The sequence below is a fragment of the Bartonella sp. AP1QHHD genome, assembly GCF_042196265.1.
Classification (GTDB): Bacteria; Pseudomonadota; Alphaproteobacteria; order Rhizobiales; family Rhizobiaceae; genus Bartonella.
Window position 1 is genome coordinate 42,743 of sequence record NZ_JBHIPW010000006.1, and the last position, 21,502, is coordinate 64,244.

General features: G+C 37.5%; 18 protein-coding genes. 7 read left to right on the plus strand and 11 right to left on the minus strand.

Annotated elements, in window-relative coordinates; translation table 11 throughout:
- Positions 1 to 957 precede the first annotated feature (957 nt).
- The 4 genes from ACFIME_RS00820 to ACFIME_RS00835 all read right to left on the minus strand — a co-directional run bounded on the left by ACFIME_RS00820 (position 958) and on the right by ACFIME_RS00835 (position 4,060).
- Positions 958 to 1,137, minus strand: coding sequence for a DUF4102 domain-containing protein (locus ACFIME_RS00820; protein ID WP_375661928.1), 180 nt, complete (start codon positions 1,135 to 1,137; stop codon positions 958 to 960).
- Between the two features lie 370 nt (positions 1,138 to 1,507).
- A complete protein-coding gene (locus tag ACFIME_RS00825; RefSeq protein ID WP_375613291.1) occupies positions 1,508 to 2,425 on the minus strand; it encodes a metal ABC transporter solute-binding protein, Zn/Mn family in 918 nt (305 codons plus the stop codon).
- 9 nt (positions 2,426 to 2,434) lie between these two features.
- The gene (locus ACFIME_RS00830) at positions 2,435 to 3,304 is read right to left on the minus strand and encodes a metal ABC transporter permease (RefSeq protein WP_375661927.1); all 870 of its coding nucleotides are present in this window, start codon (positions 3,302 to 3,304) and stop codon (positions 2,435 to 2,437) included.
- A gap of 3 nt (positions 3,305 to 3,307) precedes the next feature.
- The gene (locus tag ACFIME_RS00835; RefSeq protein WP_375661926.1) at positions 3,308 to 4,060 is read right to left on the minus strand and encodes an ABC transporter ATP-binding protein; all 753 of its coding nucleotides are present in this window, start codon (positions 4,058 to 4,060) and stop codon (positions 3,308 to 3,310) included.
- Positions 4,061 to 4,740: 680 nt separating this feature from the next.
- On the opposite strand from ACFIME_RS00835, the gene nrdH reads away from it, so the two are divergent.
- Genes nrdH through nrdF form a run of 4 tightly spaced genes read left to right on the plus strand, consistent with a single transcriptional unit; the run spans position 4,741 to position 8,481 of the window.
- Entirely contained in the window at positions 4,741 to 4,965 is a 225-nt protein-coding gene (nrdH, locus tag ACFIME_RS00840; RefSeq protein ID WP_005774163.1) for a glutaredoxin-like protein NrdH, read from the plus strand.
- A complete protein-coding gene (gene nrdI / locus ACFIME_RS00845; protein WP_375661925.1) occupies positions 4,965 to 5,363 on the plus strand; it encodes a class Ib ribonucleoside-diphosphate reductase assembly flavoprotein NrdI in 399 nt (132 codons plus the stop codon). Before nrdH ends, nrdI begins: the two co-directional genes overlap by 1 nt.
- Positions 5,345 to 7,495: a class 1b ribonucleoside-diphosphate reductase subunit alpha gene (gene nrdE / locus ACFIME_RS00850; protein WP_375633944.1), complete on the plus strand. Its 2,151-nt coding sequence runs from the start codon at positions 5,345 to 5,347 to the stop codon at positions 7,493 to 7,495. The genes nrdI and nrdE overlap by 19 nt, the downstream gene beginning before the upstream one ends.
- A gap of 11 nt (positions 7,496 to 7,506) precedes the next feature.
- Positions 7,507 to 8,481, plus strand: coding sequence for a class 1b ribonucleoside-diphosphate reductase subunit beta (nrdF, locus tag ACFIME_RS00855; RefSeq protein ID WP_012754609.1), 975 nt, complete (start codon positions 7,507 to 7,509; stop codon positions 8,479 to 8,481).
- On the opposite strand, the gene prmC is transcribed toward nrdF, so the two are convergent.
- The 4 genes from prmC to secA form a co-directional block, all read right to left on the minus strand.
- The gene (gene prmC, locus ACFIME_RS00860) at positions 8,478 to 9,344 is read right to left on the minus strand and encodes a peptide chain release factor N(5)-glutamine methyltransferase (RefSeq protein WP_375618057.1); all 867 of its coding nucleotides are present in this window, start codon (positions 9,342 to 9,344) and stop codon (positions 8,478 to 8,480) included. The genes nrdF and prmC overlap by 4 nt on opposite strands.
- Complete coding sequence (gene prfA, locus ACFIME_RS00865; RefSeq protein WP_375633948.1) at positions 9,341 to 10,417, minus strand: peptide chain release factor 1; 1,077 nt, start codon at positions 10,415 to 10,417, stop codon at positions 9,341 to 9,343. Before prfA ends, prmC begins: the two co-directional genes overlap by 4 nt.
- Positions 10,418 to 10,639: 222 nt before the next feature.
- Positions 10,640 to 11,131, minus strand: a complete 492-nt coding sequence (locus ACFIME_RS00870; RefSeq protein ID WP_375618055.1) for a Fur family transcriptional regulator — start codon at positions 11,129 to 11,131, stop codon at positions 10,640 to 10,642.
- Complete coding sequence (secA, locus tag ACFIME_RS00875; RefSeq protein ID WP_375661924.1) at positions 11,070 to 13,787, minus strand: preprotein translocase subunit SecA; 2,718 nt, start codon at positions 13,785 to 13,787, stop codon at positions 11,070 to 11,072. The genes ACFIME_RS00870 and secA overlap by 62 nt, the downstream gene beginning before the upstream one ends.
- A 434-nt stretch (positions 13,788 to 14,221) precedes the next feature.
- Between secA and ACFIME_RS00880 the strand changes: the two genes are divergently transcribed.
- From ACFIME_RS00880 to mutT, 3 genes are all read left to right on the plus strand, one after another.
- Positions 14,222 to 15,175 carry a peptidylprolyl isomerase gene (locus ACFIME_RS00880; RefSeq protein ID WP_375684358.1) on the plus strand — a complete coding sequence of 318 codons (954 nt, stop codon included), beginning with the start codon at positions 14,222 to 14,224 and terminating at the stop codon, positions 15,173 to 15,175.
- A gap of 131 nt (positions 15,176 to 15,306) precedes the next feature.
- A complete protein-coding gene (gene argJ, locus ACFIME_RS00885; RefSeq protein ID WP_375661922.1) occupies positions 15,307 to 16,539 on the plus strand; it encodes a bifunctional glutamate N-acetyltransferase/amino-acid acetyltransferase ArgJ in 1,233 nt (410 codons plus the stop codon).
- 125 nt (positions 16,540 to 16,664) lie between these two features.
- Positions 16,665 to 17,078 carry an 8-oxo-dGTP diphosphatase MutT gene (gene mutT, locus ACFIME_RS00890; protein ID WP_375661921.1) on the plus strand — a complete coding sequence of 138 codons (414 nt, stop codon included), beginning with the start codon at positions 16,665 to 16,667 and terminating at the stop codon, positions 17,076 to 17,078.
- Between the two features lie 920 nt (positions 17,079 to 17,998).
- On the opposite strand, the gene ACFIME_RS00895 is transcribed toward mutT, so the two are convergent.
- The 3 genes from ACFIME_RS00895 to coaA all read right to left on the minus strand — a co-directional run bounded on the left by ACFIME_RS00895 (position 17,999) and on the right by coaA (position 21,400).
- On the minus strand, positions 17,999 to 18,862 hold the full coding sequence (locus ACFIME_RS00895; RefSeq protein WP_375661950.1) for an NlpC/P60 family protein: 864 nt from the start codon (positions 18,860 to 18,862) through the stop codon (positions 17,999 to 18,001).
- A gap of 152 nt (positions 18,863 to 19,014) precedes the next feature.
- Positions 19,015 to 20,388: a M17 family metallopeptidase gene (locus tag ACFIME_RS00900; protein ID WP_375661920.1), complete on the minus strand. Its 1,374-nt coding sequence runs from the start codon at positions 20,386 to 20,388 to the stop codon at positions 19,015 to 19,017.
- A gap of 13 nt (positions 20,389 to 20,401) precedes the next feature.
- Positions 20,402 to 21,400 (minus strand): type I pantothenate kinase, encoded by a 999-nt coding sequence (gene coaA / locus ACFIME_RS00905; protein ID WP_375613301.1) that lies wholly within the window; start codon positions 21,398 to 21,400, stop codon positions 20,402 to 20,404.
- Positions 21,401 to 21,502: the final 102 nt, after the last annotated feature.

Sequence of the window (21,502 nt, forward strand, 5' to 3'; positions counted from 1 at the left end):
GCTTTGACCCCTAACATAAGAAGTCTACTTGATCCACAAAATACGACGCTGTTTTAAATAGTCTGTACGAAAATAGGCGCATTCTATTTTACCGCTGGCCATATGATCTAAAATGGTTTCAGAGCTCCTATAAGAAGCATTTGTTTTTTCTACCAATCACATAAATTAGAGAGAAACCTATGCGCGCATGCTGCAAGTTTATTTTTTTCTCATGTAAATCACTATGCAATTCTCAGCGAGGGTATCTGATAAGTTGCAAAAAAATCACTGAGAGATAGAAGGCGTGCTTGTTTTAGAATTTTCATTACTTTTAACGATAAAAGCAGATGAAACACATCTGTAACATCTCATCGATCTTTTCTATATTCTTGAGTTAAAAATTGCCTATAGATCATCCTCAAACAGATCTTTATGAATATAGCATAAGGGATCGATGCGAACACCTATAAGAATCAGCAGAGACAAAGACAGTTATATTATTGTTTTACAAAGCATTTTATAAAAGCTGGTATATTTTTTCAATATATTACCAGTCTATTAATGGTTTTATGATATTACTTTCTTATAAAGCGCGTGCTTTTTGTTGCTTATAAATCAACCTAAACTTTATACAGCAGTATGTTTGAGACAAATATGAAGACGGTTCAGTGCTGTATTCAGTTTTGTATGCCAGAGTAGAATAAGCTTATCTGCTTGTGTAATTTTTAAAATGAGGAGACAGCTTAATTTAGGGGGGGAATATGAAAGCATCAAGATAAAAAATAGATTCTGTCTTTAGCATCATCTTTTAATTTAGTATTGCAATTTTCAAAAACATCTGAGCCAGTGTCTCTTACATAATGGCGATTAAGCATTGCCGAACACATTTTTTTACGTTCTTTGAATAGAATTGCATCTCTCATACAAAACAGAATACCTAAACAGAAGGCTATTGGGTTGCCAATTTACGCACTTTTTTTAAAAAATATCTTGCAAGGTTGTTCCAACTATTTGTTCACGCAGTCGTTTATAAGTAGTATAACATAAAATCCATTGTGTATCGCCATCTTTATGCTTATAAAAATGCAAGCTGGGGCCATCATCATACTCTCTTTCAGTCTCCAACATTGCAACAATTATTGTGTTGAGACTCTTCATAAGAGGCATTTTTTCTTCAAGTGGTTTTTATTCATACACTAATTCTACTTGCATGTTATAAATGAAGTTGGATAGATAAAAATACTTTAAGAAAAAGACACCAAATTCTTCTTATGAATCGTTTCAAGTGTCGAGAGTTATTGTAAAAGAAGCATTGAAAAATAGAATGCTACTGCTGACAGTTTGGGCACCATGAGGCAATAAATCCACTTACTTTATCTATCTTAGAATCTATAGAGTATAAATTTCTCTGTAAAAGTAACTTTATTTCATATCAATGTTATCAATTATAGCTGTTGGAGCATCATTAGTAACATAATCATAGACCTACGATTTTATGAACTCTTTTTTACCTCTTTTATAGAAGATCTTAATGTTTTGTGATAGCATCAATGATGGTATTCACATTGTGTTCCATCATATCGAGATAAGTTGCTGCAGGGCCATTTTTGTTTGACAATGCATCAGAATAAAGTGTTCCACCAATTGTTAAACCTGTTTCTTTTGCAATCTGTTTTATGAGACGGGGATTAGAGATATTTTCAACGAATAGGGCAGTTGCTTTATTCGCTTTAATTTGTTTTATAAGTTTAGCAACATCGGCTGCGGTTGCTTCAGTTTCTGTTGAAGCACTTTGAGGGGCAAGGATAGTAAAACCATATTCCTTGGCAAAATAGCCAAAGGCATCATGAGATGTGATAATGATACGTTTATCTTTAGGAATGGTAGCAATTTTTGTTTTCAGGGTATCTTGTGCTATTTTAAGTTTTTGGATGTAGGTTTCGGCATTTTTTTTGTAGCTGGTGCAGGATTGTGGATCGATTTTACAAAAAGCAGCAGCGATATTTTTCACATAGATTTTGACATTGGGAATTGTTTGCCAAGCGTGTGGATCAATAACGCTATGGTGGTGATGGGCATTATGTTCTTGATTTTTCATTTTGAGAGAGGGAATGTTAGCGCTAACTTCGACAAGAAGTGCTTTTGTACCGCTTGCTGTAATGAGGCGATCAATGAATCCTTCTAAATGAAGCCCGTTGATGAAAATAATTTGAGCATTTCTAAGCGCTTGAGCATCATGGGGGGTAGGTTCATAAGTGTGGGTATTCGCATTTGGACCTACAAAAGTAGTCATAGAGATATGGTTGTCTCCTACATTTTTTACGAGATCTGCGAGAATAGAAAAGCTCGCAACAACTTTGATTTTATTGTGTGCAGAAGCAGAAAATGGAGAAAGAGCAAGCAATAAAGCTCCAAGAAGAACAAATTTTTGAGCAAACTTAGGCACATTTTTTCCTTAAAGTGAGGAGGTATAAAAGAGGTGGGGAAACCATGTTACAATAAAGCCACGTGGACTTATCAAACAGGAAACGAGATAAATAAATCCTGCGGCAATGATGATAGCAGGGCCGGAGGGAAGTGAAAGATGAAAAGAAAGCAGGAGACCACATACGCTAGAAATGATTCCAAAAAGAGTGGAAAGCGCGCAAATAGGGCCTAGCCGTGAAAACCAAAAACGGGCTGTAATGGCTGGAATCATCATAATGCCAACGGAAAGTAATGTTCCCAATGATTGAAAGCCTCCAACCAGATTCAACACCACAAGTCCAAGCAATGAAATATGAATATATTTACTCAATGGAGAGAGTGATTTAAAAAAGAGGGGGTCAAAGCTTTCTAAAACGAGTGCACGCCAAAAAATACAAAGGCTGCATAGTGTAATCAGCATTATAGTAGCGATTAACCAAAGGGCTTGTGCATCAAGTGCAAGAACCGATCCGAATAAGAGATGAAGCAGCTCAATTGTTGAGTCTTTCAGTGAGATAATAATAACACCTGCCGCGAGTGCAATAAGATAAAAGACGGTCATGGATGCATCTTCTTTCTGAAAGCTGTTTCGTGAAATCAAAATGGTTGCTAAAGCAACAATAAGACCAGCGAAGATGCCACCAAGTGTCATAGATATGAGGGAAAAACCACAAATCAGAAAAGCAGTTGCAACACCAGGAAGAATGGCATGAGAGATAGCATCTCCTGTCAAGCTCATTCCACGGAGCATCAAAAACACACCAACAGGACAAGTGCTAATAGACAGAAAAATAGAACCGATAAGGGCGTTTTGCATAAATTGGAAATCAACAAAGGGGGCAAGAAAAAATGCATACACGTCTTATAACCTAAGAAAGAGAGAATCATTGATGAGAAGATTTTGTTTTTGTGCGCTAATAGGGAAAGAATTGGATATGAGATGTGGCATAACGTGATGAATGGTGTTGTTTAAAAACTGTGTTGTTTCTCCATAAAAGGCGTTTTGTTGATCAATTTGAATCATTTGGGGGAAAAATTCTTGCACGATGAGAGGGTTATGGAGTGCTGTGAGAATTGTGCGTCCTTGCTGTTGCCAGTATGTGATCAGTGCAAGAAGGTCTTTTTGGGTATTATGATCTACACCATTGAAAGGTTCATCAAGTAAAATAATATTGGCATCTTGTACAATGATACGTGCAAAAAGAGCGCGTTGCAATTGCCCGCCTGATAATGTTTCAAGTGAACGGGGTGCGAGTTCTGTAAGCCCAACCATTTTAAGAGCATTTTGAATCTTAGAATCATAAGGGCGCTGATTCTTCCATAATCCACAAAAAGACCACAGTCCTGTTTTTACAAGCGTTTTCACATCAATTGGAAATGTTTGATCTACATCACATTGCTGAGCAAGATAAGCAATGCGGCTTTTTTTTGGTTTTGTAATTTTTCCTTTAAGAGGTTTAATCAATCCGGCGATGGCTTTTAGCAGTGTCGATTTTCCAGCACCATTATCACCTGTTATTGCAACCAATGAACCAGCTTTTAACTTTGCTGAAAAGTTCTTTATTGCTATTCTATTCCTATAGCCTAATGTTGTTTTATTGAAGTACAGATCCATATTTTTTACCATCGTTGCTTATTATTTTGGAAACTATGTAATAATATAACGTTTGTCAACAAAATGTTATATTATTACATAGTTTTGAGTACTGAAAATTTTAGTGTGAAGATCGTGGAAAATTAAAAATAATAATTGAATTCACCTTGACGAAAGAGAGAGAGTATATACTATATATAGTATCAGAATGATTGGTGATTCTAAATAAGCACAAGAGAGGGTGTTAGTGTGTTTCGTTTGGTATCTAAGTTATTTCCATTATTGTAAAGAGTTTATTGGCCAAAGGTATAGCAGTATTTTTACTGAAGAATCTCTTTTGGAAGGATTCCCTTTCGTTTTTGTAATTGATTTTTGCCGTAAAAGAGTAAACAGAGCTCTTGAAAAACGGTAGTTTAGAACGTTAGTTTTTTAGACAGCAGGAGGGAATTGTAATGCAAGCAAAAGATTGTTTTATAACTAGGGGGCTTTGCCGTTTAAGTTGTAGAATAATCGCTTATTCTCATCATAGTTTTTGAAGTTATTTGATGAGGAATTCTGTTATGTTCAGGAAGCTGTGTATTATTTGAAAATAACCACATGTTTTGCGTACAATTTCTGTTTTTTGTTATTCTTGAGTACCTATAAAATTATTAGATTGACCTTTCAGGGTTGATTGTTTGGAATTGTGAAAGTTGAAGAAAATGTCGATCACTATTTATAGCAAACCATCTTGTGTCCAATGTGATGCTACACGCCGCGCTTTTGATGCAAAAGGCATTCATTATCGTGTTGTTGATATTTCCTGTGATGAACAAGCATACAGTTTTGTTCAATCTCTGGGGTATCGTCAGGTTCCTGTCGTTGTTTGTGGTGAAAATCATTGGTCTGGTTTTAGACCAGATATGATTAGTGGTCTTTGTGCTTAATGGGGCTTATTGTTTATTATTCGAGTGCAACGGGTAATACAGAACATTTTGTCTCGCAGCTTGGTCAACGACTCTTCAAAATTGATAAAAGAAAGCCTTCTGCATTGGTTGCTGAACCTTATGTATTGGTTATTCCTACATATGCAGATGGTGAAGGAAGAGGGGCCGTGCCGAAAGCCGTTGTCCAGTTTCTTAATGAAGCTGAGAACCGAAAATTAATTTGTGGTGTTATTGGCGGTGGGAATCGTAATTTTGGTCGCTATTATAATTTAGCAAGTAAAATTATTGCTGAAAAATGTTGTGTACCTTGCCTTTATCGTTTTGAGCTGCGTGGAACTGATGAAGACGTTATTTATGTAAAAAAGGGATTGGAAAGATTTTGGAAACAATTGGTATAGGACAATCGCAGAAATCGGATCAGATTACTGATTATCATGCGTTGAATGCAATGCTTAATCTTTATGATGAAAATGGTCATATTCAATTTGATATGGATCGGCTTGCTGCGCGGCAATATTTTCTTCAGCATGTTAATCAAAATACAGTTTTTTTTCATAACCTGAAGGAAAAAATAGATTACTTAATAGAAGAAGGTTATTATGAAAAAGCTTTATTTGAGCTTTATGATTTTTCTTTTATTAAAAAGCTTTTTAAACGTGCTTATGCATTTAAGTTTCGTTTTCCTACCTTTTTAGGCGCATTTAAGTATTATACCAGCTATACACTGAAGACTTTTGATGGGAAACGTTATCTTGAACGTTATGAAGATCGCGTCTGTCTTGTAGCTTTATATTTGGCACAAGGGAATAAAGCTCTTGCTGAAAGTTTTGTGGATGAAATTATTACAGGACGTTTTCAACCGGCAACACCGACATTTTTAAATGCTGGGAAAAAACAACGAGGTGAATTGGTTTCGTGTTTTTTGCTACGTGTTGAAGATAATATGGAATCGATAGGTCGTTCGGTTAATTCGGCTTTGCAGCTTTCAAAACGTGGTGGAGGTGTAGCGCTTTGTTTAACGAATTTGCGGGAAGCAGGGGCGCCAATTAAGCAAATAGAAAATCAGTCCTCAGGTGTTTTACCGGTGATGAAACTCTTGGAAGATTCTTTTTCTTATGCCAATCAGCTTGGGGCACGACAGGGGGCTGGGGCTGTTTATTTGCATGCTCATCATTTAGATATTATGAAGTTTTTGGATACAAAGCGTGAAAATGCTGATGAAAAAGTTAGAATCAAAACGCTTTCGCTTGGTGTCGTTATTCCTGATATTACTTTTGAGCTTGCACGGAATAATGAGGATATGTATCTCTTCTCATCGTATGACATCGAGCGTGTGACAGGTAAGCCCTTTAGCGATATTTCTTTAACGGAGCATTATCGTTCTTTTGTTGATAATGCAAAGATTCGTAAAAAGAAAATAAGTGCACGCGTTTTTTTCCAGACATTAGCGGAAATTCAATTTGAGTCCGGTTATCCCTATATTTTATTTGAGGATACTGCTAATCGATCGAATCCGATAGCTGGGCGCATAAGTATGAGCAATTTATGTTCAGAAATTTTGCAGGTGAGTGAGGCGAGTGAACTGGAGACAGATTTAACTTATCGCACGATTGGAAGTGATATATCCTGTAATCTTGGATCCATGAATATTGCCAAAGCAATGGAAAGTCCTGATTTTGGACAGACCGTGGAATCTGCTGTTCGTGCTCTTACTGCTGTTTCGGATATGAGCAATATTGCTTGTGTGCCTTCCATTGCGAAAGGCAATGCTGAAAGTCATGCGATTGGTTTGGGACAAATGAATTTGCATGGGTTTCTAGCGCGTGAGCAGATCTATTATGGGTCTCCAGAAGCGATTGATTTTACCAATATCTATTTTTATATTGTGACATATCACGCCATACGGGCTTCCAATTTAATTGCGCACGAACGTCAAGAAATGTTTGCAGGGTTTGAAAAATCAGCTTATGCAGATGGACGTTTTTTCGAAAAATATATTGAAAAAGAATGGAAACCGCAATTTCCGCTTGTGCAAGAGCTTTTTGCACGGAATAATATTGTTATTCCAGATCAAAAGGATTGGCAGGAACTAAAAAAATTAGTTATTGAGTATGGGCTTTATAACCGCAATTTGCAGGCAGTTCCACCTACGGGATCTATTTCCTATATTAATCATGCCACTTCTTCCATTCATCCAATTGCTTCAAAAATTGAAATTCGCAAAGAGGGAAAAATTGGGCGCGTTTATTATCCCGCTCCTTATATGGATAATACGAATTTGAATTTTTACCAAGATGCTTATGAGATTGGTCCTGAAAAAATTATAGATACCTATGCTGCTGCAACACAGCATGTTGATCAAGGTCTTTCATTAACATTATTTTTTCCTGATACAGCGACCACACGTGATATTAACCGCGCACAAATTTATGCTTGGAAAAAGGGAATCAAGAGTATTTACTATGTACGATTACGGCAAGTAGCATTAAGTGGAACAGAAGTTGATGGCTGTGTTTCGTGCAGTTTATAGGAGATCATCATATGACAAAGATTACAACCAAAAATCCTGTTGTGTGCGCTGTTAATTGGAATAGATTACATGATGAGAAAGATCTTGAAGTATGGAACCGCTTAACTGGGAATTTTTGGTTACCTGAGAAGGTTCCACTTTCCAATGACATTCCCTCATGGTCAAGCTTAACGGATGAAGAACGCAAGCTAACGATTCGTGTTTTTACAGGACTAACGCTTCTCGATACAATTCAAAACACTGTAGGAGCCATTTCGCTTCTGGCTGATGCGATAACAGAGCATGAGGAGGCAGTTTTGACGAATATTGCCTTTATGGAAGCTGTTCATGCACGTTCTTATTCCTCTATTTTTTCAACCCTTTGTTCGACGGTAGAAGTTGATGATGCGTTTAGATGGTCAGAAGAAAATATTCATTTGCAGAAAAAGGCTAGATTAGTACTTGAGCGTTATGAAGCAAATGATCCACTTAAGAAAAAAATTGCTTCGACTTTGCTGGAAAGCTTTTTATTTTATTCTGGTTTTTATTTGCCCATGTATTGGGCCAGTCGCGCTAAGTTGACCAATACAGCAGATCTCATTCGATTAATCATTCGTGATGAAGCAGTCCATGGTTATTATATAGGTTATAAATTCCAATTGGGCTTTGCAAAGCTTGATGAAGCCAAAAAGAAAGAAATTAAAGATTTTGCTTTTAACCTGCTCTTTGACCTTTATAATATCGAGTGCAAATATACTGAAGATCTTTATGATGCACTTGGATTGACAGAAGATGTTAAAATTTTTCTTCATTATAATGCTAACAAGGCTTTAATGAATTTAGGTTTTGAAGCTCTTTTCCCCCCTGAGGTTTGTCGTGTTAATCCCGCTATTTTGGCAGCTTTATCACCAAACTCTGACGAAAATCATGACTTTTTTTCAGGGGCAGGTTCTTCTTATGTCATTGGCAAGGCGGTTGCTACTACGGATGATGATTGGGAATTTTAATGTTTGCATGCAAATAGAAGTGCGCGGGGTATTCCACTTAGATCTTTGCGCACTTCTAAACATTGAAAACCATTTTTTTCAAACAAATTGCAGGCTTCATTTTCTTGAGAGAAACCAATTTCAACAGCGACATAGCCGTTTTCTTTTAAGTAATTGGCTGCTTCATGGGCGAGTTTTCGATAAAAATCAAGTCCATCTTCCCCTCCTATCAGAGCGCGTAATGGGTCATGTAAGCGCACTTCTTTTGCAAGTTTTTTGATATCTTTTGCGGGAATATAAGGTGGATTGGAAACAATAAAATCAAAGCGATCTGTGACAGAATCAAACCAGTCGCTAAGAAGAGGTGTGAAGCGGTGTGCTACTTCAGCATTTTTTGCATTTTTTTTCGCTGTTTTAAGGGCATCTTCAGAAATATCGACTGCCACCGCATAGGATTGGGGAATTTGTTTAAGGAGTGCAATAGCAATGGCGCCACTTCCTGTTCCCATATCAAGGAATGTTGTTCTTCTCGAATTTTCGACCTGTTTTTGGAGAAAAGGGAGAACAAGATCTATCAGCGTTTCTGTATCAGGACGAGGTTCTAACGTCTCTTGAGACAATGTAAAAGATATACCATAAAATTCTCGTGCTCCTATAATACGGTAAACGGGTTCGCCTGCAATACGCCGTTGTAAAGCCTGTTCTATTTGTATAATATGCTCAGAAGATAGATGCATATCTGGTTTAGAAATTCTTTCAGCAGCATTTATTCCTGTTATCCATTCAACGAGTATTTTCGCATCGAGATCGGCTTCAGCAATCCCTTTCGTGCGCAATTTTTCTTGCATTTGTTGGATAACATTCTTGAAAGAATATTTGCTCAATTATTATCCATTTCCATCAGCAGTGTTGTTTGATGATCTGAGATGAGTGCATGAAGAAGTTCATCAAGATCTCCCTCTAGAATGCGATCAAGCTTATACAAGGTTAGATTAATACGGTGATCCGTGACACGTCCTTGTGGAAAATTATAGGTACGAATACGTTCTGAGCGATCACCAGAACCAACTTGGCTTTTACGAGAAGCTGAACGTTCACTTTCCGCTTTTTGTCGTTCGATATCGAATAAGCGTGCCCGTAAAATTTGAAGGGCTCGTGCTCGGTTCTGATGTTGTGATTTTTCTGCTTGTACGACCATAATTCCTGTTGGAATATGCGTGATACGAACAGCTGAATCCGTTGTATTAACATGCTGTCCTCCTGCTCCGGATGCACGCATTGTGTCGATACGAATATCTTCAGGACGAATATCAATATCAATATCTTCAGCTTCTGGAAGCACAGCAACGGTAGCAGCAGATGTATGGATACGCCCACCTGTCTCTGTTTCAGGGATGCGTTGCACACGATGAACCCCTGATTCATATTTCAATTTAGAAAAGACACCTTTTCCTGAAATGGTAGCAATAATCTCTTTATATCCGCCAACTTCCCCCTCACTAAGTGAAATAACTTCTACTTTCCAATTGTGAGCATGGGCATAACGTTCATACATGCGGAAAAGATCACCGGAAAAAAGTGCTGCTTCTGAGCCACCCGTTCCTGCTCGAATTTCAACAATAGCGTTTTTTTCATCAGCAACATCTTTAGGCAATAACAGAATTTGGAGTTCTTTTTCAAATTGCTCCACTTTTTTATATAACGATGGTAGCTCTTCTTGAGCAAGATTACGCATCTCTATATCTGTTTGTTTATCATTGATAATCGTTTCTAATTCTGTAATCTCTTCATAAAGAGCATTTAATGCGCGTATAGAGGTAATAACGGGTTGTAGTTCTGCATATTCAGAAGCTAATTTGACATATGTTTCAGCATTTGGATTCGTCGTCATTTGGCTTTCAATTATTTCAAAGCGTTTTTCAAGCTGTCTCATACGATCTTGTGGCAAAGAAACCATGATAATATTGGCCTAATTTTTCATAATACAATTTTTATAATATTTTGTTGCAATGATTTTTTGTTATAATATTGGCAATGAATTACCGTATAGCATCATACAAAGAGGAGTAATAAAGCAATTCTTTTTTTTTGCCAATGAAAACTATTATATTTTAAAGGTAAATTTTTATAAAATTTGATTTGCCTGAGGTATTTTATCTAATGATATATGATTACTTTTTTAAGAGTTTTTTTTTCCGTAAAGTTCAAGGCGGTGATGAATAATATCATAGCCAAGGGATTTTGCAATTTCCTCTTGCAGCTTTTCAATAACATCAGAATGAAACTCGATAACTTGTCCTGTTTCTATATCAATGAGATGATCATGATGTTGCCCATCTGCTTGCTCAAAACGAGATGGACCACCACTAAAGCTATGGCGATGAATTGTTCCATTTCCTTCTAATATTTTCATGGTTCGATAAACAGTTGAGAGTGAAATATTCGAATCTATTTTGTTTGCACGCTGAAAAATTTCAAATGCATTAGGATGATCATTTGTATCAGTCAAAATATCAAGAATAACTCGTCGTTGACGTGTTACTCTTAAACCAGCTGTGCGCAATTCTTGCTCATAATTTCGCTTTTTATTCATTTGCATAATTTGCTTTTCAAACAAAGGCTCCATGACAGTGTTTGTATTTTTTTTCTGAACCGCAAGGACAACGCTCATTACGTCCAACTTTTCCCCATGTGGTTATATCGTTAGGGTCACGATCTTGTGGATTAACAAATCTATTTTCTTGTGATCGTGCCCATAAGGTGGGAGCATTTTCTTGACTTTGATCATTAAAGACAGAAGAAGCAGCATCAGTTTGCTCAGGCATGGTCGGTTCTGTGGGGTGTTGAATGATTTCAAAGCGCATAAGCTTAGAAGTGACAATTCGGCGCAAATTTTTCAACATACTTTGAAAGAGTTCAAATGATTCTGTCTTATATTCATTGAGCGGATCCCGCTGCGCATAACCACGAAACCCAACAACAGAACGCAAATGGTCTAAACTCACCAGATGTTCACGCCATAACGTGTCAATAGTTTCGAGCAATACTGCTTTGTGAAAATAAGCCATAACTTCTGGAGAATATCGTTCAGTACGCTCATTTTCAAGTTTTGTAACAGCATCTGATACACGCTCTAGAATTTGCTCCTCGGCAATTCCATCTTCTTTTGCCCATTCTTCCACTGGAAGCTCAAGATTAAAGAGTTGTTGAAGCTCTTCTTCGAGAGTTTTTGCATCCCATTTTTCAGAATATGTCCCTGATGGAATATAAGCCTCTACGAGATCCTCTACGACTTCATTGCGCATTTCAAGGATCATTTCTGATAAATCATCTGCGTTCATAACCTCCATACGCTGTTCAAAAATAACCTTGCGTTGATCATTCATGACATCATCATATTTTAGCAGATTTTTACGAATTTCAAAGTTTCGTGCTTCGACCTTTTTTTGCGCTTTTTCAAGGGCTTTATTAATCCATGGATGGATAATAGCTTCATTTTCTTTCAATCCAAGTTTTTGCAGCATACTATCCATACGGTTAGAGCCAAAGATACGCATAAGATCATCTTGAAGAGAGAGAAAGAATTTTGAGCGACCAGGATCGCCTTGGCGACCAGAACGTCCACGAAGCTGGTTATCAATACGACGGCTTTCATGACGTTCAGTAGCGATAACGTAAAGCCCTCCAGCCGCTAAAGCTTTTTCTTTAAGCTTCTGAACATCTTTTTTTATTTCTTCAATTTTAGCTGTCCGCTCTGGACCTTCGGGGATATCCTGTAACTCTTGTCGGATGCGCATTTCAACATTACCACCAAGCTGTATATCCGTACCGCGTCCTGCCATGTTGGTTGCAATGGTGAGAGCTCTAGGAACTCCTGCTTGCGCAATGATATATGCTTCTTGTTCGTGATAGCGAGCATTTAAGACTCTAAAATCGGTAATGCCTTCTTTTCGCAAACGCTCTGCCAATTGTTCTGATTTTTCAATAGAGGTTGTTCCAACAAGAATAGGCTGTTCTTTTTCGTGTGCTTGACGGATATCACGCACAATTGCCCGATATTTCTCTTCTGCTGTTCGATAAATCTCATCATCTTCATCAATACGTTGTATTGGCAAATTGGTAGGGACTTCGACAACGTCAAGACCATAAATATTTCTGAATTCTTCGGCTTCTGTTGTTGCAGTTCCAGTCATGCCAGATAATTTTCTATACATACGGAAGTAATTTTGGAAAGTGATGGAAGCAAGTGTCTGGTTTTCTGGTTGAATAGCAACATGCTCTTTAGCTTCTAACGCTTGATGAAGTCCTTCAGAATAACGCCGCCCAGGCATCATTCGCCCTGTAAATTCGTCAATAATAACGATTTCATCATTGCGAACAATGTAATCTTTATCACGAGCAAACAGTTTATGAGCTTTTAGAGCATTATTGACATGATGAACGATAGCGACATTTTCTATGTCATAAAGACTCTCACCTTTAAGATGCCCAGCTTGTTCGAGCATTTTTTCAATTTTTTCAGTACCAACTTCGGTAAAGGTCGTTGTTTTTTGTTTTTCGTCTATTTCATAGTCTTCTGGAGTTAAGGCAGGAATAAATGTATCAATAAGGTTATAGAAGTCAGTACGATCTTCTAGAGGACCAGAAATAATAAGGGGGGTACGGGCTTCATCAATAAGAATCGAATCAACTTCATCAACAATTGCGTAATGATGTCCACGTTGGACCATTTGACTATGATCGAAGGCCATATTATCACGCAAATAATCAAAACCTAGTTCATTATTTGTGGCATAGGTAATGTCGCATGCATAGGCCTCTCGGCGGGCATCACTATCAAGATCATGAAGAATCACGCCTGTTGTAAGCCCTAGAAAACTAAAAATTTTCCCCATTGTTTCAGCATCACGACTGGCGAGATAATCGTTTACTGTCACAACATGAACGCCTTTACCTTCCAATGCATTGAGATAAATTGGTAGAGTTGCCATTAATGTTTTACCTTCACCAGTACGCATTTCAGCTATGCCACAGTCGTGAAGGACCATTCCACCAATAAGTTGCACGTCAAAAGGACGCATGTCATAAACACGTTTTGCGGCTTCACGAACAGTCGCGAAAGCTTCTGGTAAGAGCAAATCAACACTTTCACCTTCACTAAGACGTTTACGAAAGGCATCTGTTTTTTGGCAAAGCTGCTCATCACTTAATTTTACGAATTGTTCTTCCAAAGCATTAATTTGTGCAACTTTTTGGCGGAGTGCTTTGAGATGTCGCTCATGAGCTGAACCAAAAAACTTACGGGCAAAAACACCTAAACTGACCATCTCTGGCCCTTTCTTTTAATTGTTGTCACTCTTGTTGGGTAATTCATATGCTCTCCCCATACTCTACATTTCCTTCAGGTTGTCTGATATCATTGGAGACATCATGAAATGCAGATGGTACCATTATACTTGCTGGTGTGCAATTTTTCACTCTAATTGTAAAGTAGAGATAAGAGGCTAAGCGCTTTATGTCAACTTTAAGTATGCTATTTAACTGATACAATACAAAGTAATTTAAGATACAATATGTCATTTTTCTCTATTATCATGCTTTTCATCTGCATTAGATAGGATTGGAGAAACTGAGATAAAAGGATAATTTTATACTTTTTTAAAATAAATTACTAATTTATTTCTCTATGTTTAAAGATTAAAGTGTTATGTTAAAGAAAATTGGAATCTTGAACCTGCCTTCATTTTTAAGGAGTATATTTATGAAATTTAACTTTATCACGCTTTTTTTAGCATCAACTTTATTGGCAAGTACAAGTTTAGGGGTGAGAGCCCAAGAAGGTTTGAATTCATCGTCGAATGATTTAAAGACTTTGGAGAAAGCTTCTGAAAAAGCCGTTTCTCCTTCTCATGTTATGGCGGTTATTGATGGGAAAAATATTACAGCAGGCCAATTGGATGATTTAGCACTTGAAATAAATCCTAATTTAGCACGTTTTCCTGATGAACAACGTCGTATGATGGTTCTAAAAGCTTATTTAGATATGCAGGCACTTGCAAAAGCAGCAAGAAGCAAAGGTCTTGATAAGACAGAAGCTTACGATAAACGTATGGCAGTCATGCGTGACAATGTTCTTCAACAGCTTTATTTTAAACAGGCGATTGTTGACAAAATATCGGATACTGATTTGGAAGCTCTTTATAAGCAAGAAGTTGCTGCTTTACCTAAAGAGGATGAGGTTAAAGCGCGTCATATTTTGGTCAAAACGAGAAAAGAAGCAGAAGCTATCATTAAGCATTTAAATAAAGGCGAAAATTTTGAAGAGATTGCAAAGAAAAGTTCAACAGATGGTTCTGCTGCCGTTGGGGGTGATCTTGGTTATTTTAGCCATGGTCAAATGGTCAAGCCTTTTGAAGATGCTGCATTTGGTTTGAAAGTTGGCGAATACACTAAACAACCCGTTGAAAGTCCTTTTGGTTGGCATATTATTAAATTAGAAGATCGTCGTTTGAAACAACCTCCTGCATTTGATGATGTTAAAGAGATGTTGCGGACACAGCTGATAAAAAAGCGCTATCAAGAACTGATTGTTGATTTGCGTAGCAAGATGGATGTGAAATACCCTGATCCTAATGTTAAAAAAATCATGGAATCGCTTCATCAAAATGGGACGCTACTTCCCGATGAGACATCAGATGAAGAAGATACAGAATAGCTAGGAAAAATAAGTGGATAGCCTCTTTAATAGATAATTTGCTAAGTTAGTTTTGTTCAAAAAGCCTAGCAGTTTTCTATGAGGGGTTATTGATCTGCAATCATTTCATTTATTTTTACAGAGAGCATATTGTGGTTTTGAAAATTTCTCCTTTGTCGCCTCAAAAGATTCAGGAGCTTTCTTCCTTATCTGGGGTACGGATAGCAACAGCTGAAGCTGGGATTAAATATAAAGATCGTACAGATCTTCTTTTCATCATATTCGATAAGCCAGTGAGTGTGGCCGGTGTTTTTACCCGTTCAAAATGTCCGTCTGCTCCTGTAGAGCATTGTCGTGCATCGCTTCCTCATGGGGTTGCGAGGGGTGTTGTTGTGAATTCTGGAAATGCAAATGCTTTTACAGGAAGAAAAGGAAAGCACACAACCAATGAAATCATCTGTGCAGCAGCAAACGCTTTAAAGGTTAGAGGAGATGAAATTTTTATAGCTTCTACGGGGGTTATTGGTGAGCCAATGGATGCATCGGGTATTGTCAATCTTTTACCAAGTATGGCAGAGACAGCAGAAGAGGGAAATTGGTTGGAAGCTGCAAAAGCCATAATGACAACGGACACATTTCCAAAACTTGCGACGCGCACTTTTGACTGTGGGGGAGAGCGTGTTACCATTCATGGAATTGCAAAAGGTGCTGGTATGATTGCACCCGATATGGCGACAATGCTGTCATTTGTGGTTAGTGACGCTACTATTTCTTCGGATGTACTCCAATCCATGTTATCAGAGGCAGTTGAGGGTTCTTTCAATTCAATTACTGTTGATAGCGATACTTCAACTTCAGATACGCTTATGTTGTTTGCGACAGGAAAAGAACATTTCCCATGTCTTACAAGTAAATCTGATCAGCGTTATGGAGTTTTTGTGAAACAATTGAGTGCACTTTTGCATGAACTTGCACTACAAGTTGTTTGTGATGGCGAAGGTGCTCGTCATTTAATTGAGGTTAATGTGATGGGTGCTACAACAAACAATGCAGCTAAAACTATTGCTTTATCAATTGCAAATTCACCGCTCGTAAAAACGGCTATTGCTGGTGAAGATGCGAATTGGGGGCGGGTCGTTATGGCAGTTGGGAAGGCCGGTGTTGAAGTCGATCGTGATCTATTGACGATTTGGTTTGGTGAGCATCGTGTGGCCGTGAATGGCGTACGAGATCCTGAGTATTGTGAAGAGACAATAGGTACTTATATGCAAGGTAAGCACATCACAATTCGTGTTGATATCGGTTTGGGTAAGAGCACGGCGACGGTTTGGTCTTGCGATTTAACAAAAGAGTACGTTATGATCAATAGTGATTACAGAAGTTAATGGATGCACTTTATATTTAACAGTTTATTATTTTTCAGAGCAAATGGGGTATGTGAGCTCTTTTAGGAGCAGAGGGGATATGATAGAAAAGTCAGTTATCTTTATGTTCCCTATTGGGGAGTGATATGTGTATGAAAAGTTCCATTCTTCTTGTTGTTGCATGTGCACTGTTAGATCAAAATAATCGTGTTTTGCTTACCAAGCGTCCTGAAGGAAAATCGCTGGCTGGTTTATGGGAGTTTCCTGGTGGAAAGGTTGAGCAAGGTGAAACTCCAGAAATTTCATTGATTCGTGAACTAGAAGAAGAGCTTGGTGTGTATGTTCAGGCAAATAATTTACACCCTTTAACATTTGCAAGTCATAGCTATAAAACATTTCATCTCTTAATGCCATTGTATCTTTGTGACCATTATGAGGGCGTTGCGCAAGGACGAGAAGGGCAAAATTTAGAATGGGTTTTTATTAATGATCTTGATAAATACCCTATGCCTGATGCTGATAAACCATTGGTTCAGGTATTGAAAAATCACCTTCTTTAATGTGTTATAAGAAGGAAATATTGTTTAAATATAAATCAATATATTGAGTTATAATAATAATTTATAATTTTTTTTATGTTGAATGGGGAAGTCCAGGGTCATAAAAAATTTTTTCATTTCAAATCTGTTTTATGTTAAATTAATCAAAATCATTCTTTTGCACGTTCCAAGCGGGGCGGGTCATGTGGATAAAATTATTTAAGACAGAAATAAATAAAATACGTGCTGAAAGAACACTCTTCAATAGCCAAGGGTTATCGCAACATTGAGAATTGGCAAAAAGTGTATAATGATGCCTTTGCGCGCTTCATAAGCATAAAAATGGTGGTAGATAATGGATTTATACTTTTCGCGATTATTATTGAGAGATTGTCTTGGATGCATCGAGAGATATTAGGAGTATTTATTTCATAAGATATCGATAATAGGAAAAATTTCAAAAAATGTTGCTTTTGATTAAGAGGGGCATATCCCTTACGTAATATAGAACGCCATTGTGTTGCATATTTACGGGGTTGTTTAAAAGAGACATCTCGCAATATTCCAAAGCCCATTTTGTGCTGGCACTCGTGAATGGTATAATGGTAAAGCCTTATAAGATAAAATCTATTGAGCGCCACTATCTTTACGCTTATGAAGGAGTAAGCTGGTTCCAATGTTAGTTATGATAGCTCTTGGCATTTGAGAGCATTCAGAAGGGATATTTTTTCTTTTCGTAATCATTTTTACTTATACATCAATTTCGCTTGTGATGAACAAGCAAGCGATTTTGATTGATTCAACATAAAAACAGATTTGAAATAAGAGAATTTTACGATATTTAGAATGCTTGATGCAGAGCGAATGATGGATAGTTATCCTTATAAATCAATCTATTGTATAATAAAAACATTCAATTAACTTTTTATAGGAGGCATGTATTAAGTTTCTTGCATTGGACGACGTTTTGCGATGGGATATTGATTTTTTTTAGCTATACGCGTAATTGCCTCTTCTAATGGCTCGATCATAACGTCCATGGAAAAACCATTTGCATGAATAATATTTTCATGATCAACCATAATAGCAACATGATCTTTCCAAAAAATTAAATCGCCTCGTTGAAGTTTATCAGTATCTGTAAGAGGACTGCCTATAGTTTTTTGCTGCATATCGGTGTCACGTAAAACTATTTGATCAGTCATCATCATAGAGAGCTGAATGAGTCCCGAACAATCAATTCCAAAACCGCTGATACCACCCCAAAGATAAGGTGTACGGATAAAGGTTTCTGCAACTGTGACATAATCTTCATATACGCGTCCAATGGGGCTGAGATGGCTCGTAATGATTGCTGTTCCATTTTCAAGAATAGAATACATTGTGTCACGGACTTCAATTTCATCAACAACACTGACTTTGCTTCCCATAGATAATGGGGATACTATTGGTCCACGTAAGTCAGCGTGTAAATATTTAAATGTGCGTGGTACTGAAACCACATGGGTTTGTTTTATGGTTGATGTACAAAGAACTTTTGTATCAATATAACCAACATAACCATCTTTAAGGGATTGCCCCCACGACATCGTTTCCCCTTGTTCAAAAATGAGAAGTTCTTCTCCCAATAAGCATTCTGTTTGTCTTTCACTTTTTTTACTATTTTCTTTAAAAAGCCCAGCGACCGCTGTATTAACACGTTTTTTTTCACCTTGAACAAAGCGCTGGGCTGTAATTTCTGTTTCAAGACGTTGATCTGCTAGATCATCTCTGAATGCATAAAGCCTTGGGTCTTTAGAGATCATCTTTTTGCTGTCCATTTTGTTACTCCTTACCTTTAAACAAACTCATGAAAACTGTATTGGTAAGGTTTTTATCCTCAAACAAAACTAAGAACACAGTGTAAGACCAATTATTCTTTAAGCTGCAAAATTGTCCATTTTTGTGGATATTTGTGTCAAAATTCATTTTTAAAAATATTATAAAGGGCACGAATAGTTTGTGCTGATCCACCAATAGGGTATCCTGGTTTTTCTTTTGGAACCCATCCATAAAGGTCAAAATGCGCAAAATGTTCAGCTTTTTCAACAAAAGAATTAAGAAATAAAGCAGCCGTTATAGAACCAGCAAAGCTATTTCCAGTTACATTGTTAAGATCAGCAATTGGTGATGATAACATCTCTTGGTAAGGTTTCCAAAGGGGCATTTGCCAAAGAGGATCAAAGACAGCGTGAGCAGATTCAGAAATTTGTTGTGCCCATATTGAATCATTACAATAAAATGCGGGAAGATCTGGTCCTAATGCTATACGCGCTGCCCCTGTTAAAGTAGCCATACAAAGCATGAATTGTGGACTTTCTTCATCACCATAGGCGAGTGCATCGGCAAGGACAATTCGCCCTTCAGCATCTGTATTACCTACTTCAACACTTAAACCTTTACGACTTTTGAGAATATCACCTGGTCGGTAAGCATTCCCAGAAATTGCATTTTCTACAGCTGGAATCAAAACGCGTAAACGGAAAGGCAATTTTGCGTCCATGATAAGTTTAGCCAATCCCAAAACGTTTGCTCCACCCCCCATATCTTTTTTCATAAGCAACATGTTATTGGCTGATTTAATATCGAGACCTCCAGTATCAAAAGTTACGCCTTTGCCCACCAACGTTATTTTAGGATGATGTTCTTGCCCCCAGAGTAACTCAATCAGTCGTGGTGCAGTGCTGCCTGCTCGTCCTACAGCATGAATCATCGGAAAGTTATGGGTTAAGAGATCGTCTCCACAAATACTTTTGATATGAGCACCGTAGGTTTTTCCTAGTTTTCGAGCTTCTTTTTCGAGAGCATCAGGGTTCATATCATTGGCTGGAATATTAATGAGATCACGGACGAAAAAGACAGCTTCATAAATTCGTTGGAGCTCATTAAGATCAATAGCCTCATTGACATGGATAGATAATGATTTGAAAGAAGAATTTTGACGATAGCGATTAAATTGATAGCTACCAAATGCCAATCCAAGATAGGTATTTATTTCATCAGAGGTTGTACCTTCTAAATGCCATTGACCAGCAGGAAGCTTTTGAGCAAGCAGTCCTGTGATAAAAGGATCGTTACCATTGCCAATTCCAAATAAAACTTTTTTTAAATGTCCCGTTTCGTGAGGAATAAAGAGTATTTGTCCTGCTTTACCAGTAAAGTCATTAACTTTTATCCATGCTGTTGTTGACGCATCAAGTGATAAGTTGGCAAGAGTTCTTTGGTTTACCAAGATGATAGGGCAACTGTTATCGATACGCGTTGAGGTAAAATGAATGTGGTGGTGCTGCATAGTTATGAGATCCTTATAGTCGTCTAAGTGCGACATATTCGACCAAATGATTTTTTCCCTTTCGTAGAATGAGATTGGACCGTGGTCGTGTTGGCAATATATTTTCCTGTAAATTTTTTAAATTAATCGTTTGCCAAAGATCCTCAGCGATTTTTGAAGCTTCTTTTTCATTGAGGTGGGCATAACGATGAAAATAGGATTCAGGATTTTGAAAAGCTGTTTTACGCAAACGTTTAAAGCGCTCTAAATACCAGTGACGAATGACTTCTGTTTCGGCATCGACATAGATTGAAAAATCAAAAAAATCTGATACGAAAGGAATAGCTTTCCCATCTTTAGGAAGATCACTGACCTGTAATACATTAATACCTTCAACAATTAAAATATCAGGACGATCAATGGTAATAGTCTGATTTTCTAGAACATCATAGATCATATGTGAGTAAAGCGGGGCACGGACATTTCCGATACCTGCTTTTATCGCCGAAAGAAAGCACAGCAACTTTTTAATGTCATAGGAATCAGGAAATCCTTTGCGATTCATTCGATTTTTTTGCTGTAAGATTGCGTTAGGATAGAGAAAACCATCCGTCGTTATCAGATCAACTTTAAGGCTAGATGTCCATCTTTTCAACAGTTCTTGAAGAATGCGAGCCGTGGTTGATTTTCCTACAGCTACAGAACCAGCAATTCCAATAATAAAGGGCGTTTTTCTACTCTCTTCTTGATGGAGAAACTGCTGACGTTTGTGAAAAAGTTCCTGTACTGCTTCAACATGGCATGATAATAGACGCGATAAAGAAAGATAAATGCGTTGGACTTCTTTAAGATCAATAGGATCATCAATAGAGCGTAAACGCTTAATTTCATCAAAAGTCAAAGTAAGAGGTGTGTCTGCACGAAACTCTGACCATTCTTGTGCAGTAAAAACGCGATAGGGTGAATATCGGTCAGAAACGGATTTGACCAGATTATCTTTCTGATTAATTTTTTGTATAGTCGTATCAATCATTTGTATTGGTCGAGAATTTTTTGCAGCAGCAATTGATTAAGAGCAGACAGATGAGCGGCTTTATTTTCAAGTAAATTTTGTTTTGCATGCTCTCTTCTTTTA

Coding starts and splice junctions, on each gene's coding strand:
- ACFIME_RS00820 (WP_375661928.1), bottom strand. CDS start 1,137: ATGAAGAGTCTCAACACAATAATTGTTGCAATGTTGGAGACTGAAAGA.
- ACFIME_RS00835 (WP_375661926.1), bottom strand. CDS start 4,060: ATGGATCTGTACTTCAATAAAACAACATTAGGCTATAGGAATAGAATA.
- nrdH (WP_005774163.1), top strand. CDS start 4,741: ATGTCGATCACTATTTATAGCAAACCATCTTGTGTCCAATGTGATGCT.
- nrdI (WP_375661925.1), top strand. CDS start 4,965: ATGGGGCTTATTGTTTATTATTCGAGTGCAACGGGTAATACAGAACAT.
- nrdF (WP_012754609.1), top strand. CDS start 7,507: ATGACAAAGATTACAACCAAAAATCCTGTTGTGTGCGCTGTTAATTGG.
- prfA (WP_375633948.1), bottom strand. CDS start 10,417: ATGGTTTCTTTGCCACAAGATCGTATGAGACAGCTTGAAAAACGCTTT.
- ACFIME_RS00870 (WP_375618055.1), bottom strand. CDS start 11,131: ATGAGCGTTGTCCTTGCGGTTCAGAAAAAAAATACAAACACTGTCATG.
- secA (WP_375661924.1), bottom strand. CDS start 13,787: ATGGTCAGTTTAGGTGTTTTTGCCCGTAAGTTTTTTGGTTCAGCTCAT.
- ACFIME_RS00880 (WP_375684358.1), top strand. CDS start 14,222: ATGAAATTTAACTTTATCACGCTTTTTTTAGCATCAACTTTATTGGCA.
- mutT (WP_375661921.1), top strand. CDS start 16,665: ATGTGTATGAAAAGTTCCATTCTTCTTGTTGTTGCATGTGCACTGTTA.
- ACFIME_RS00895 (WP_375661950.1), bottom strand. CDS start 18,862: ATGATCTCTAAAGACCCAAGGCTTTATGCATTCAGAGATGATCTAGCA.
- ACFIME_RS00900 (WP_375661920.1), bottom strand. CDS start 20,388: ATGCAGCACCACCACATTCATTTTACCTCAACGCGTATCGATAACAGT.
- coaA (WP_375613301.1), bottom strand. CDS start 21,400: ATGATTGATACGACTATACAAAAAATTAATCAGAAAGATAATCTGGTC.